This is a genomic window from Pseudomonas sp. NY15354, from assembly GCF_048068075.1.
GTDB classification, from domain to species: Bacteria; Pseudomonadota; Gammaproteobacteria; order Pseudomonadales; family Pseudomonadaceae; genus Aquipseudomonas; species Aquipseudomonas guariconensis_C.
The window spans coordinates 37,318-51,242 of the sequence record NZ_JBLUPV010000036.1 but is presented as its reverse complement, the minus strand read 5'-3'; the positions used below and the strand labels follow the sequence as shown (position 1 = coordinate 51,242).

The 13,925-nt window shown below is 63.3% G+C and carries 11 protein-coding genes; 4 read left to right on the top strand and 7 right to left on the bottom strand.

Features of this window, described 5'->3' with window-relative positions:
* On the bottom strand, window positions 1-235 hold a 235-nt coding region (locus ACNFCH_RS23315; protein WP_416744065.1), incomplete at its 3' end, for a hypothetical protein.
* 423 nt (window positions 236-658) lie between these two features.
* Here ACNFCH_RS23315 and ACNFCH_RS23310 point away from each other — a divergent pair.
* Window positions 659-3,559, top strand: a complete 2,901-nt coding sequence (locus tag ACNFCH_RS23310) for an RHS repeat-associated core domain-containing protein (protein ID WP_416744063.1) — start codon at window positions 659-661, stop codon at window positions 3,557-3,559.
* Between the two features lie 24 nt (window positions 3,560-3,583).
* On the opposite strand, the gene ACNFCH_RS23305 is transcribed toward ACNFCH_RS23310, so the two are convergent.
* From ACNFCH_RS23305 to ACNFCH_RS23280, 6 genes are all read right to left on the bottom strand, one after another.
* A complete protein-coding gene (locus ACNFCH_RS23305) occupies window positions 3,584-4,177 on the bottom strand; it encodes a DUF4157 domain-containing protein (protein WP_337158488.1) in 594 nt (197 codons plus the stop codon).
* Window positions 4,174-4,476 carry a hypothetical protein gene (locus ACNFCH_RS23300; protein WP_416744061.1) on the bottom strand — a complete coding sequence of 101 codons (303 nt, stop codon included), beginning with the start codon at window positions 4,474-4,476 and terminating at the stop codon, window positions 4,174-4,176. Before ACNFCH_RS23300 ends, ACNFCH_RS23305 begins: the two co-directional genes overlap by 4 nt.
* Window positions 4,477-4,482: 6 nt before the next feature.
* Entirely contained in the window at window positions 4,483-5,028 is a 546-nt protein-coding gene (locus tag ACNFCH_RS23295; RefSeq protein WP_043214747.1) for a cupin domain-containing protein, read from the bottom strand.
* 82 nt (window positions 5,029-5,110) lie between these two features.
* The gene (locus ACNFCH_RS23290) at window positions 5,111-6,316 is read right to left on the bottom strand and encodes an MFS transporter (RefSeq protein ID WP_416744059.1); all 1,206 of its coding nucleotides are present in this window, start codon (window positions 6,314-6,316) and stop codon (window positions 5,111-5,113) included.
* Window positions 6,317-6,364: 48 nt separating this feature from the next.
* Window positions 6,365-6,898: a cytochrome b gene (locus ACNFCH_RS23285; protein ID WP_337158485.1), complete on the bottom strand. Its 534-nt coding sequence runs from the start codon at window positions 6,896-6,898 to the stop codon at window positions 6,365-6,367.
* The gene (locus ACNFCH_RS23280; RefSeq protein WP_337158494.1) at window positions 6,895-7,947 is read right to left on the bottom strand and encodes a catalase family peroxidase; all 1,053 of its coding nucleotides are present in this window, start codon (window positions 7,945-7,947) and stop codon (window positions 6,895-6,897) included. Before ACNFCH_RS23280 ends, ACNFCH_RS23285 begins: the two co-directional genes overlap by 4 nt.
* A 124-nt stretch (window positions 7,948-8,071) precedes the next feature.
* Between ACNFCH_RS23280 and ACNFCH_RS23275 the strand changes: the two genes are divergently transcribed.
* The 3 genes from ACNFCH_RS23275 (at window position 8,072) to ACNFCH_RS23265 (ending at window position 13,920) form a co-directional block, all read left to right on the top strand.
* Entirely contained in the window at window positions 8,072-8,587 is a 516-nt protein-coding gene (locus tag ACNFCH_RS23275; RefSeq protein WP_337158484.1) for a sigma-70 family RNA polymerase sigma factor, read from the top strand.
* A complete protein-coding gene (locus ACNFCH_RS23270) occupies window positions 8,584-9,336 on the top strand; it encodes an anti-sigma factor (protein WP_337158483.1) in 753 nt (250 codons plus the stop codon). Before ACNFCH_RS23275 ends, ACNFCH_RS23270 begins: the two co-directional genes overlap by 4 nt.
* A 93-nt stretch (window positions 9,337-9,429) precedes the next feature.
* The gene (locus tag ACNFCH_RS23265) at window positions 9,430-13,920 is read left to right on the top strand and encodes an NEL-type E3 ubiquitin ligase domain-containing protein (protein WP_337158482.1); all 4,491 of its coding nucleotides are present in this window, start codon (window positions 9,430-9,432) and stop codon (window positions 13,918-13,920) included.
* Window positions 13,921-13,925: the final 5 nt, after the last annotated feature.

Below are 13,925 nucleotides of genomic sequence, written 5' to 3'. Positions count from 1 at the left end.
GCAGGGTGGCGATGGTGGTGGTGTAGTGGGTGGCGATCGAGGCCAGGGTCTCGCCCATGGCGAAGGTGTGGAGGTGAGCCGGTGATCGCTGGGCCGGTTGGGTGTCGGGCAGGGCACTGGCCGAAGGGGTGGCCAATGCCAGGGTCAGCGGAAGAATGGCCTGGACGCCGATGTTGAGCCAGGCCATCCAGCGGATGCCGGAGGAAGCACTGGCGTGAACGTGTGGGTTTTTCATGAAAGTCACGTGGCTAAGTGATACGTAACTTCGCTAGGAAAAGGCCCTGGAACCTATGGCTCACTCCACGCCTGTATAAATAGATACTTACGCCGTCGAAGTTATCGTTGACTTTAAATAGGCGATAGGGTTTGAGCGGCCTTTTCAGCAAAGCAGTTAAGTTTTACTTAAGTGTTGTCTGAAGGCGCTTGGGTCATTGAGCGGTACGAGAGCATGCAATATTAAGTCCCTTGATACTTTCAGGGAGCGAAAGTTACAAAGAGTTATGCACCCGAGCTGTAAGAAAAGACTGATAGTTAGCGTGTAAAGTCTGATGATGTTATGAGTAGGCAGGGGCAGGTGGCTCCAGAACCTGGGGGATATACGAGTACCGTTGCGTAGCCTCATGGCTGATGGTCGAGGGCTTTCCACAAAGGAGCAGCCATGAGCACGTCATTGTTCAACCAGACCCCAATGGTCACGGTACGGGATAACCGCAACCTGGCCGTGAGAGAGATCGCCTTCCACCGCCATCCCGACACCCCGCAAGTGACGGAGACGCGCATCACCTACCATCGCCACGATGCCCGTGGCTTTCTGGCCCAGAGCACCGACCCGCGCTTGCACGAGGCCGGGTTGGCCAACTTCACCTACCTGACGAGCCTCGCCGGCGAGGTCTTGCGCACGCAAAGCGTCGATGCCGGCACATCACTGGCCCTGAGCGATGTCGCCGGTAGGCCGTGCCTGACCCTGCACAACGTCAGCCCCGACAAGGACGACCCGCCCGTGACCCGCACCTGGCAGTACGAGGACGCCTCGCTGCCGGGCCGCCCGATCAGCGTGACGGAGCAGGTGGCCGGTGCGCCGGCGCGTATCATCGAACGCTTGGTCTGGGCGGGCCCCACGCCGCAGGCTCAGGCGCAAAACCTGGCCGGCCAGTGCATTCGTCACTACGACACCGCCGGCCTCGAGCGCACCAGCAGCATTGCCCTGACCGGTGTGCCGCGCACAGTGGCCCGGCAATTACTCAAGGACGCTGACAACCCTGACACCCTCGTCGATTGGCAGGGCGAAGACGATGCCGGGCTCGAGCCCGACGCCCATACCACCCTGACCACCGCCGATGCCACTGGGGCAGTGTTGAGCACCCAGGATGCCGCCGGCCATAAGCAACGCCTGCGCTATGACGTCGCCGGCCAATTGGCTGGCAGCTGGCTCACGCTCAAGGGCGGCACCGAACAGGTGATCGTCAAGGCACTAAGCTATTGCGCCGCCGGGCAGAAGCTGCGCGAGGAACACGGCAACGGGCTGGTGACGACCTACACCTACGAGCCCAAGACCCAGCGCCTGGCCGCCATCAAGACCGAACGCCAGGGCAGCGGGGCGAAAGTGCTGCAGGATCTGCGCTACGCCTACGACCCGGTGGGCAACGTAGTGAGCGTGCGCAACGATGCCGAAGCCACGCGGTTCTGGCGCAACCAGAAGGTGGTCCCGGAAAACACCTACGCCTACGACAGCCTCTATCAACTGGTCAGCGCGACGGGGCGCGAGATGGCCGATGCGCGGCGACAAGGGCAGGGCCGCGACCACCCCGCGCTCATTGCGTTCGATGACGCCACCTACACCCGCTACTCCCGTACCTACACCTACGACAGGGCTGGCAACCTGAGCCAGATTCGCCACAGCGCGCCGGCCACCGGCAACAGCTACACCACCGACATCACCGTGAGCGAACGCAGCAACCGGGCGGTGCTGAGCTCGCTGGCCAAGGACCCGACCGACGTGGAGGCGCTGTTTAACGCCGGCGGCCAGCAGCGGCTGTTGCTGCCGGGCCAGTCCCTGGTCTGGACGCCGCGTGGAGAGCTCGCACAGGTCACCCCCGTCAAGCGCGACAGCGGCGCGGACGACCACGAACACTACCGCTACGACAACGCCAGCCAGCGCGTGCTGAAAACCAGCACCCAGCAGGCGGCCCGCACCACGCAGACCCAGAACGTCCTCTACCTGCCCGGCCTGGAGCTGAGGCGCACGCTGAGCAGCGGCAAGGTCACGGAAGACGTGCAGATCATCGCCGTGGGCGAAGCGGGCCGCGCCCAGGTGCGGGTGTTGCATTGGCTAGCCGGCAAGCCCACCGACATCGCCAACGATCAGCTGCGCTATAGCTACGACGACCAGACGGGCAGCGGTGCGCTCGAAGTGGATGGCACGGGGGAACTGATCAGCCAGGAAGAGTATTACCCCTATGGCGGCACCGCCCTCTGGACAGCTCGCAATTCGGTGGAGGCGCGCTACAAAACCGTGCGCTATTCGGGCAAGGAACGTGACGCGACGGGGTTGTACTACTACGGGTACCGCTACTACCAGCCGTGGTTGGGCCGCTGGCTCAGCGCTGATCCGGCGGGGACGGTGGATGGGTTGAACGTGTATTGCATGGTCAGGGGAAATCCGACCTCATCGATTGATGAGCAAGGCACCATGAGGAAGGCGATTTCCAGGTTTTTGCCTCCAACCAAGAAAGAGCAATTCAAGACAAAGATGGATGCAGAGCTTGCGACGATGAAAGAGGCGCCCGTTCCGAAAACGATCCACATGATATGGATCGGCACGAGACCTATATCGGAAAAGAACAAAATGCTGTCGATAGACACGGCGCGGAGTAACCCGGATTACACCACGCACGTGCTTTACGACAGTGGTATCGCGGGGCATGAAGCGGCCCGTGACGATCTGAGGCGCCAATTTGAAGGCAGTGGCGTTGAGGTCTCGAATGTGCGAGATCTGCCCTACTTTGCAAAGATGTCTGCGCACCCGGCATTCAGGTTCTATGAACAGGCCGCCGGCGATGGCGAATATCCGCAAGCCAGTGATCTGCTGCGTCTGTTGGTGTTGCTTCACGAAGGTGGCATATACAAGGATATCGACGATAGACAGGAGGCGCCGTTCGGGAATTTGTCGTTACCCGCAGGCCTTGGCTTCAAGCAGGAATATGCCGCGACGAAGGATAAGGCCAGTGCGGTTCCCAATACACCCATCGCTGCTGCCCAAGGGCATGCAGTCATCGAAAGAACATTGGCCCTGGCGGTGGGCAACTACGCGCGAGGGGAGGAGGATACCCTAAAACTCGCTGGGCCAGATGTATTTACCCAGGCGCTTTATCAGGTGCTTCCGTTGGCTACTAACAACATTGCAAGCCGGTGGGACGAAATAAAACAGGCAATCTATAAGAACAAGAAGGAAGCGCTGACTGCGGAGCAACTCCTGCTACTGCGCGACCCGCGAAAAAAAATGCTCGCATTTGGTGAGAAAGTGTTCAATGGTGCGGATCAATCCTGGGTCAAGAAGTAGTCGACTGCGGCAAAGCAGGCGCGCTCAACGCGCCTGTCCCGAGCGCTTTTCCCGCAGCGCCTTGGCGACCTCGGCCTCGATCTTGTAGGCCGGCCCTTCGAGGTCCTCGTAGTTGCGTGTATAACGCCGGGCAAATTCCTCCACGCCCAGCTCTTGGTACTGCTGCACATGCTTGAGCTCATGAGCCCAAAGCGCGACGTTGTCCTCGGCATCTTGGGCGTGGCGGAAGATGATCGTGTCGATCAGGGTCACAGCGTTCACGTCCGGGTTTTGCAACAAGGCATTGGCGGCGCTGACTTGCTCCTCGTCCCCGACCCGATAACGCGCGGCGTCGAGCACGGCGAAGTCATACCAGGGCTCGAGCTGGGCGCGGATGTGCAGGGGAATCGGTTCGGTGCCCTGGGTGGTGGCTTCGTCGTGGGCCTGGCGCAGGGCGAAGGCCAGGCTGCCGGAGGCCATGAGTTCGACATCCTTGAGCACCTGCCCGGCCTGGCCGGGGTCGATCGGTGCGCAGAAACACCCCATCAGGCACACCTGGTACTGCCCCGGTGGGCAGGCGTTGTCGGCGAACGTCGGCAAGGCGAAGGCCAGGCCGAGCACCAGGCTGACGCGCTTCATTCAAGGCTTCCCGTGGCCAGGAGTTGCTCGATACGTCCGCGCTCCCAGATACTCAGCAGATCGGTGGGATTGGTGCCATAGCGGTGCCAGTCCTGCAGCCCGGCTTCCTGGCCGTCGGGTGTGCGGCAATGGCTGCACTGGGCCAGGCCATCGGCGTCCAGCTGCAAGCGCAGTTGCCAGCCGTCGACACGTACATCGACCTGGCCATCGGGTGTGCGGGTCAGCACCTGCAGCGCATGGACACCGAGGGCGGCATCACGCAGGCGCTGGCAGGCTTCTCGGCTGTTGGGCGGCGACACGGCGGATCAGAAGTTGGCCGGGGTGTTGGCGCTGATGATCTCGGCCTCGTCGGGGCCGATGTTCTTGAAACTGTGCGGCAAGGTGGTGGGGATGTAGTAGCCATCGCCGGCATTGAGCACGCTCACCTGGCCATCGACCCACAGCTCGATGGTGCCACGGGTGACCAGGCCGCACTCTTCGCCTTCGGAATGCACGATCGGCTCGCCCGAATCGGCGCCCGGTGCGTACAGCTCGCGCAGCATGCGCATTTGCCGGCCCGGGACACTGGCACCGACCAACAGCATGCGCAGGCCATTGCGGCCCAGGTCGGGTTGTTCGCCACCGCGGAACACATAGCGTTCTTCGCGTACGGGCTCGTCGAAGCTGAAGAATTCCGCCAGGGACATGGGAATGCCTTCAAGCAGCTTTTTCAGGGAACTGACCGACGGGCTGACACGGTTCTGTTCGATCTGCGAGATCGTCGAGTTGGTCAGGCCGCTACGGCGGGCCAGCTCCCGTTGGGAGAGGTTGTTGCGTTCACGCACCAGTTTGAGTCGTGTCCCCGTGTCCATAGCCGCCTTGTTAGATAGAGAGGTGTCAAAAATAATGGGCGACGCATTAAAGCACACTCTGGACGGCAACGCGCTGTGCTTGTCAGGGGTGTTGATCGGCGGGTGTCGGCCATAGCCCGACCAGCAGCAACAGCACGGCTACCGCAGCGAAGGGCAGGGAAGGATCGATCGCATAGACCAGTGTGCCGGCCAGCGGCCCGACCACCGCGCCCATGCCCTGAGCCGCGCCGATCGAGCCTGCGGTGGCACCTTGCTCCGAGGCGTGCATGGCGTTGGCCGCCAGCGCCGAAAATGCCGGGAATACAAACCCCATGCCAGCGGCCGCCACGAAGAACGACCCCCACAGCCAAGGGGCGCTGCTCGCCAGTGCGGCGCTGGCAAAACCCAGGGCCGAGACGGTGGCGCCCACGCGGATCATCTTCAGCGGCGGCCATTCCAGCCGGCGCAGTAGTACCTGAGCGAGGATCAGCGCGACGCCCACGCAGGTGAGGGCGATGCCGGCGGCCTGGGCGGCTTCGACCGAGGCCAGGTGCAGGCGGTCCAGGGCAAAGAAACCCACGGTGATCTGCGAGACCGTCACGCTGAACATGGCGCTGAAGGCCACCAGCAATGGCCGGCGCAAGCGCGGATCGCGCAGCCGCACCGGGCTGGGGGCATGGCCGTGGGCCAGGGGCTGTGGTTTGAGTTTGAACAGCAGCACGAAGAAGGCGCTCGCCGGCAACAGCGACATGACATAGAACGGCATGCTCAGGCTCTGGCGAGCCAGCAAGGCAGCCAAGGCCGGCCCCAGCACCAGGCCGACGGCATTGGCGGCGCCCAGCGAGGCCATGGCCCGGGCCCGGCGGTGGGGTTCGACATGGTCGGCGATCAGGGCATTGGCCCCCACCGGCAGCGCCGCATAGAACGCACCGATCAGGCCCCGGGTGAGCATCAGCCCGATGAAGGCCAGGGTCGCCCCTGGCATCCAGCGCAAAGCACCGTCGATGAACAGGCACAGCGACCAATAGGACAGGGTGAACCCCGCGCTGCCCAGCAGCAGGATGCGTCTGCGGCCATAGCGGTCGGCGGCACGCCCCCAAGGCCTGGCCAGCATCACCCAGATCACGCCGGCCACGGTCACTGCGGCCCCGGCTTGCCAGGTCGCCATGCCCAGCTGGCGGGCGATCGGGCCGATCAACGACACGAACGCCATCATCGACAGGGTGCATGCCCCGCTGATCAGCAGCAGCGGGCGCAAGTCCAGGGGCGCGTGGGGTGTCAGGGCAGCAGGGTCCTTTGCAGCGGTCATGGGCAGTCCCGTCAGTTGAGGATCAAGGCCCAGACTGCCCCGCAACGCTCATTCGCCGCGGCGCACAGGGCCAGGCCACATGCTACGCAATACACCGTCCCGGCGCACCCAGGCGTGCATCAATGCCGCGCCCAGGTGCACGAGGACGGTGGCGAACAACAGGTAACCGGCCCAGCCGTGGGCCTGGCGCAACACTGCATAGAGTCGCAGGTCATGGGGGGCGATGGCCGGTAATTGCAGCGGGCGCGGGTAGTCGCCGGCCGACAGCATGGCCCAGCCCAGCAATGGCATGGCCAGCATCAGGGCATACAGCAGCAGGTGCGAGGCGCCGGCGGCCAGGCGCTGAATGGGCGGAATGTCCCTTGGCAGCGGCGGGTGGGGCAGGGTCAGGCGCAGGGCGATGCGCAGCACCACCAGTACCAGCAACGCCAGGCCTGTGGCCTTGTGCAGGTCGACCAGCAGCGGGTGGCGCGGCGACAGGTCGCCCACCATGCTCACGCCGATGAACAACATGGCCAGGATCAGCACGGCCATCAGCCAATGCACCAGCCGGGCGAGGGGATGGAAGACAGTGGCGGTCATGGGCGTGCTCCGGTGGCGAGGGACTCGCGGCTGCGGCGGTTGAAGGACTCCGAGTAGGCGGCCGAACGGGCGGCCAGGATTGGGTCGGCGGAAGGCAGGATGCCGTGGGGCAGGATCAGCGGGTCGAAGTTGATGTCACGGCAGGCGCCTTGCTCGGGGGCGTCCACCTGCTCGATGACCAGGGTGCCGGCGTCGATGCGGCGCCGCTCGGCGGGCCAGGGGCGAGAGGCGTCGTCCACCGGGTCGCCGGGCTCGGCGAGGACCAGGCGCAGCGTCCAGCGCAGCGGGCCTAGTGCCAAGCGCCGTTGCAGGTCGTGCTGCAGGAATTGCTTGTCCTCGATCTGCGCCGGCAGCGCCGCGAATGGTGTCTGTGGTTCCAACTGCCAGCGCACCGGATGGGTCATGCCGCCATGGTCCTTGAGCAGGAAGGCGTTGATGCTGTGGTATTGGGTACTGGCGAAGCTGTCGCTGGGCGTGTAGCTCGAGGCCCACTGGCGGAAGGCCGCGCTTTCGGGGTGGGCAGCGAAGAAGGCCTGCATCTTAGCTGGGTCCGGCTTGCCGGTGGCAGGGGCTGGGGTCATGGCCAGCACTTGGTCATAGAAGGCCTGCGGTGTGCCGATGGCCAGCACGGGCGGGTTGTTCATGCCGGTCCGCCAGATCTGCCCATCATCGGTGCTGAACTGCAGGGCCAGGCTGCGGACCGGGATGCTGGTATCCGGCGCGAAGGGGTTGGCGCCACCGATCGCGAAGCGGCCGATCACCGGCACGCGAGGCTGGCTGAACACCCGCGCACTGGACAGCGGCTCGGCCAACCCGCTGCTCTGGAAGTAGCCACTGACACATAAGCCTTTGGCGTGGTTCTTGCGATAACCGGGGTGATGGCCGGCCTGGGCCTCGAAGGTATCGATGATGCGCTGGGGCGTCAGGCTCGGGGCGCCGATCCAGCCGGCGGCATAGGCGAACCCGGCGCCCAGGGCCAGCAGGCCTACGCCGATGGCCGCCAGGCGCAAGGCCTTGGCCGGGCCGTGCAGAGGAGTCGTCATGGTCAGGTTCCACGCAGTGAATGAGCCGGTACGACGGGCCAGTCAGGGATTTATTCCCAGTGTGGGAATAAATCTCGTGCCGGCCCGTCTGGCTCTTTAGACTGACTATCAAAGGGCCCGGTACCTGACCATGCATGACCTGGATGAACACCAATGGCGCGAGCTGCTGCAGCGGTTGCGTCGCTTCGCGTTGTGGCTGTGCCGCGACTCAGGCAGCGCCGACGATCTGGTCCAGGCCACAGTCGAGCGTGCCTTGAGCCGCCGTGGGCAACAGCGTGAGGGTGACAACCTTCGCGCCTGGCTGTTCACCATCCTTTATCGCTTGTTTCTCGACGGCAAGCGCCGCGAGCGTCTGCATGCCCGTTGGCTGGCCTGGTTCGGACGCGGTCAGGAGGAAGCGGTGGGCGGCGAAACCGAGCGCATCGTCCAGGCCCATGCCGACCTTGCCGCCTTCGCCCGGCTCACCACCGAGCAACGGGCGCTGCTCTTGCTGGTGAGCGTCGAAGGGCTGAGCTACAAAGAGGCCGCCCAAGCCCTGGGCATCCCCATCGGTACGGTGATGTCGCGCCTGTCGCGCGCCCGCGCCGCCCTGCGTGACCTGACCGAGGGCAACCCGACGCCCCCGGCCTTGCGGAGACTCAAATGACGCAGTTGATTCCCACAGAACATGAGCTGCATGCCTATGTCGATGATCGGCTCGATCCGGTGCGCCGGGCGCAGGTGCACGCCTGGCTGGCGGCCAATCCGCAGGAGGCGGCGCGGGTCGAGGCCTGGCGCAGTGATGCCCGGCGCCTGCGCGCGGCCCTGGCGGGCTTCGGTCAGAACACCCCCGCTGCGGAACTGGATCTAGGCCAACTGCGCCGACGCCTGCGCCAGCGTCGCCAGCGGCAGTGGGCATCGGCGGCGCTTGTGCTTTTAGCGCTGGGCGCGGGCGGGTTCGGCGGCTGGCAGGCCCGCGAGGCGACGCTGGTGGCCGACACACTGCCGATGGCCGACGCCGTACAGGCCCATCGTCTGTTCGCGGGCGGCACGACGTTGGACGTCCAGGCCGGCGACTCGCAGCACCTGCAGGCTTGGCTCGAGCGTCATTTCGACCGCGTGGGGCAATTGCCCGATCTGGCTGCGTATGGGTTTCGGCCGGTCGGCGCGCGGCTGCTGAGCAACGAGCAGGGCCCGGCGGCGTTGCTGGTGTTCCAGGACACCAAGGGGGAGCGGGTCAGCCTGTTCCTGCGCTCGCCCAGCGAGCGTTTTGCCCGCATGCCCAGCGGGCAACGCACGGAGGGCCAGCTCGAAGCGCGCTATTGGTCTCACGGCGCCTACAACTTCGCCTTGGTGGGCGCAGCCGACGATGGGCGCGCCGACCAACTGCGCCAGGCGTTGGGCGTGAGCCTGTAACCCCTGCCTGGGGGGACGTAACTATATAACGCGTGCACCTGGTGCGTTCTCCTTAGCCTCACCGCTTCATTTTTCGGTGAGGGTATTCACGGTATGGGTCACGTCAACGACAACGGGCAATCGACGGCCATGGACACGATTGCCATGGCGCAGCAGTTCCAGGACCGCCTGATCGCCAAGCGCTTGCCTGCATGGATGGGCAAGGTCCGGGCATCTGATTTCCCGCTCTTGAAGCAAGCACTGGTCACAGGCCTCAAGAGCCGTCAGCAATTGGCCAAGCATTGGAGCAACATCGAAAGCCTGGACAGTTTTTGCACCACACGTCTGAACGCTGCGCTGAAGAAGCGTTTCGACACCAAACTGGATGCCGAAAAGCACTTCCTGCGCCAGTGGTATACCTACACGAGCCCAACGCACAGTTACTACACCAGCCGCTATCCGACGCTTGAGTCCGATTACTACGACGTATCGCTGCTCAGTGCAGCAATGTCCAACTTCAGTAAGGAACAGGCCGCCGAGGGCGGGCAGAATGTGCGCAACACGCTGGTCGATGGACCGGGTGCAGCTATCACAACACCTACGGCATTGGCGTTTGCAGGGTTTTGCCGAGAACTGGACCTGGGTGGACAATACCAGCGACATCTTGAAGCGGTGCTCGAGACCAATGGGCAGGCGCAAGACAAGCAGGGCTGCAAAGACTGGCTAGCAGATCAATACCGCTCCAGCCTGCTCGTGGATGCTTTCAAGGCTCACGCCGAGGGCGTGCTCAGGGACGCCGAGCTTGAGCTGATGGTCGGCTTGTATACCCATGGCAAGCTCGGACTGCTCGAGGGGGCATCGGTGGTTGCCAAGCAACTCAAGGCATTCGGTTGCCACCTGCAGCAGATCGTGGTGTTCGACGTCATCGACGAAGGCCTGGTGTACAACAGCCGCAAGCGGGTGCTGGTGTATATCCCTGGGGATCGACAAGGCGCCTGGTGTACCGCCAAGAACCTGAAGCTTTTCGCCGAAAAGATCCTGGGCAGGCGACTGAGAGAGGAAGGGTACCGGAAGTTCTTCGAGCGTTTCGTCCTTCAGCGCGACCGGGCGGCCTTTTTTGCCCGTGTCGAACAGGAGGTCGGTGATGTGAGCGACTCGGCCACGCCGGAGCTGGAGCAGCGCATGAAGGTTTACCCGACCCCCTTGTTCGAACACCTGGCGACGATGCGCATCGACCAAATCAAGGGCGATGCGGCCATGTTCGCCACGCCTGTGGCCGACATCGACCGGGATGTTGCACTGGCCAAGAACGCGCGTCGGCACGCGCAGGGGGCGGCGCTTTTGGCCGTGGCAGGGCTGTTCATCCCGGTAGTGGGCGCGGCCTTGCTGGCGGTGATGGCCTGGGAGCTGCTCAGCGAGGTGTTCCAGTCGATCAAGGACTGGCGGGAGGGGGACACCGAGGAAGCCTTGGATCATCTGGTCAACGTGGGCAAGGACCTGGTTTTGTTCGCCACCACGACTGCCGGGGTCGTGGCGGTGCGGACACTGTGGGCGCGCAGCGTCATGGTCGACAGCCTGGTGCCGGCGGTGCTGGAAGATGGCAGCGAACGACTCTGGAACCAGGACCTGGCGCCCTATGTCAGCGAGCCGCCCCCTGCGCAGGCCACTGTCGATGAAAGCGGGATCCATCGTCTGGGCGAGCAAGCCTGGATCGAGATGGAAGGCCATTACTACCCGGTCTACTCAGAAGCGCAAAGTGATGATTGGTACCTGCAGCCATACGAGAATCACGCGCCGTTGCTCGAGCACAACGGTGCCGGCGCCTGGCGGCTGTGGAGCGAACGCCCTGCGGAGTGGCGTGGCCGTGAACGCATGTTTCGAAGGCTAGGCGCCGCGTACGGGAGCCTGAGCGATCAGCAGATCGAACAGGTCCTGTTGGCCCAGGGCCTGGAAGAGGACCACCTGCGTGCCATGCATGTGTTTGCCAATGCTCCTGAAGCGGAACTGACCGATACGGTGAACCGCTTCGTACTGGCCAATCGGATCGTTGAACTCAGGAATCGGTTGCAGGCGGGCCTGAGCGTGACGGACCAGGCGCTGCTTGAAGAGGCAAAGGACCTGCCAGGCGCATCAGGGCTCGAAGGCGAAGCCCTGGCCGAGCGGGTCTGGGACCAGCGGCGGACTTTGCTGCAGCGGCTCTACGACAAAAGCAACGCGACCGATGACGCCTCGGTGCAAGCCTTGCGCCGGGATTTCACCAGCCTGCATCGACTGGCTGCCGAGCAGTTGTTGAGCGGGGCGAGCGATGGCGACCGCCAACTGCTGGAGGAAACCGGACGCGTGCCTTTGACCCTGGCTCAGGCCGCGCGACAACGGGCGCTGCGCATCCGGGTGGCGCGAGTGTTCGAGGGCCTGTTCATCGATGCTCCGCAGACGCTCGACCTGGCCCGTGGCGTCATCAAGCTCATCGACACATTGCCGGGTGCACCCCAGGGGCGGCATTGGGTGCTGTTCGAAGGGGACGGCTTGCTAACTCCTCATTCTGCGAACGAGGCACATGAGACAATTCACCTCAGTCACCAGGAAGGCGTCTTCGTGCTGCGTGATGAGCGTGGCCATGCGCTTGACCAACCCGGCGAGTTGTTCGAGGTGTTGGCTGATGCGTTCACCGAGACGCAGCGAAGGGCAATGAACATTGGTGAGCCGTTCGCCCAACAGCTTCGCCAGACGCTGGCTGAGCACGTGGCTTCCCGTCGCGTGGAATTGGCCGAGGTCTTGGGGCGGGAACAGCCCACTCCTTCGTTCTTGGTCCCGCTGCGGCTGGACGATGGTCGGGTCGGCTACCCCTTGAGCGGAGGACGGCGGGTGTTTGGCTTTGGCAGCCCCAGATCCTTGGTGGCTAAGCTTCGGTATCTGTATCCCAGTTTCAGCGATGAAGAGGTGGGTAATTGGCTACGGGCTATGCGCGAGAGCAACCAGGACTTGCAAAGCACGCTCGATGACCTGGAGGCGCAGTACGAACTGCTGCGCAGCACCCTGACGGACTGGCAGCGAGAGGGGTATCTTCGCTTTGAGCGCGGCTCGCGCTATCACATGCGCAAGGAACTCATTCGCTGCTGGCGCCTGCTGATACCCGAGCAACCCAAGCCGTTGGAGGAAAAGACGGGCTACCGGTTTTCCCTCAGGGGGCTGGATGTGACTGCGTTGCCGGACCTGCCCGAGCCGATCAGTTTCGCTCATATTGCAGCCATGGACTTCCATTCGATGAAGCTCGCGCATCTGCCCGATGGGTTCCTGCGTGCTTTTCCAAAGCTGGCCGCGCTGGAAATCACTCATTGCAAACTGCAGCGGTTCTCTTTGATGAAAGGGTTGCGGGAGCGTCTGCGCGTGCTCGACCTATCGGACAACAAGATCCGCCTCGATAGCGAGCAGGTGCAATTACTCAATGAATGCAAGTCATTGGTGTATTTGAACCTTTCGCGCAACCCGCTGAATCAGCAGTTTTCGGTCACGGGCATGGACAGGCTGACGACGTTGGTACTTCGCAATGCACATATGCACTACATGCCCATTGGCGTGGAATTGCATCAGGCGCTGTATGAGCTGGACATGATGGGCAACAACCTCAAGGCGCTGCCTGAGGGCTTTACCGATTCCTCGCTGTGGCGTCAGGGCAGAGTGCGGTTCGAAAGCAAAAGCTTGGACGTATCACTGGAGGAAACAAGTGCCTGGTATCGGCCTGACGACGGCAAGGTTCCGCCGCGTTTGCTCTGGCAGGACCGCGTCGATGCTGACGACCGGGAGGAAATGACGCGGCTTTGGCACTTTATGGTGAGCCAGCCCGACTCTTCGGATTACGTCGACTTGCTGGGACGGCTGGTGCAGTCCGAGGATTTTGCCCACGACAGCACTGCACGTGATCTGGCTTACCGCATCTTCGACATGCTGGAGGTCATGGAGGAAGACGAAACGCTGTGCAAACAGTTGTTGGCGGCAGCCGAAATCCGCACGTGTGGCGACAACGCCCTGTTACGTTTCAGCGACCTGGAGATCTGGGTGCAAGCTTGGGAAGCCGAGCGAGGCGAATATGAGGTCGATCCCGAGCCTGGTCTGCTGCACTTGGGAGCCCAGCTTTGGCGGCAAAGTGCTTTGGATGATTATGCCAGGCGTTTCGTCATTGATATGCCAGGCGAGGTGGATGAGGTGGAGGTGGTGCTTGCATTCCGGGTTCGTCTGTTCGACGACCTGGATCTGCCGGGTAACCGCAGCCGCATACGTTTCTCGGGAGCCGTCGGGGATATCGACCAGGGTGTGGAGAATGCCCGACGCACCATACTGACCAACCAGACCGAGGATACGCTGCTGCTGTGGATGGTCGAGCAACGCTTCTGGACCAAGTACCTGGAGCGTTCCTATGGGTCCAAACTCAAGCTACCGCGCCGGTTTCGCGACAGGGAGCAGGCACTGAGTCGTCAGGAAGGATCCGAGCAAGCGCTGGAGGCGCTTCAGAAGGAGGTGGATCAGTGGCGGCTCGACCAGCTTCTGGCGCTGACCAAGGCCGCGATGCGACGGGTGACACCGGGCTGGCGGCTTCCTGTGCTCTGACCAGA

Excerpts from the sequence above, each read along its gene's own strand:
- ACNFCH_RS23295 (WP_043214747.1), bottom strand. The coding sequence starts at position 5,028 with ATGGACACGGGGACACGACTCAAACTGGTGCGTGAACGCAACAACCTC.
- ACNFCH_RS23285 (WP_337158485.1), bottom strand. The coding sequence starts at position 6,898 with ATGACCGCCACTGTCTTCCATCCCCTCGCCCGGCTGGTGCATTGGCTG.
- ACNFCH_RS23275 (WP_337158484.1), top strand. The coding sequence starts at position 8,072 with ATGCATGACCTGGATGAACACCAATGGCGCGAGCTGCTGCAGCGGTTG.
- ACNFCH_RS23290 (WP_416744059.1), bottom strand. The coding sequence starts at position 6,316 with ATGACCGCTGCAAAGGACCCTGCTGCCCTGACACCCCACGCGCCCCTG.
- ACNFCH_RS23270 (WP_337158483.1), top strand. The coding sequence starts at position 8,584 with ATGACGCAGTTGATTCCCACAGAACATGAGCTGCATGCCTATGTCGAT.
- ACNFCH_RS23310 (WP_416744063.1), top strand. The coding sequence starts at position 659 with ATGAGCACGTCATTGTTCAACCAGACCCCAATGGTCACGGTACGGGAT.
- ACNFCH_RS23265 (WP_337158482.1), top strand. The coding sequence starts at position 9,430 with ATGGGTCACGTCAACGACAACGGGCAATCGACGGCCATGGACACGATT.
- ACNFCH_RS23305 (WP_337158488.1), bottom strand. The coding sequence starts at position 4,177 with ATGAAGCGCGTCAGCCTGGTGCTCGGCCTGGCCTTCGCCTTGCCGACG.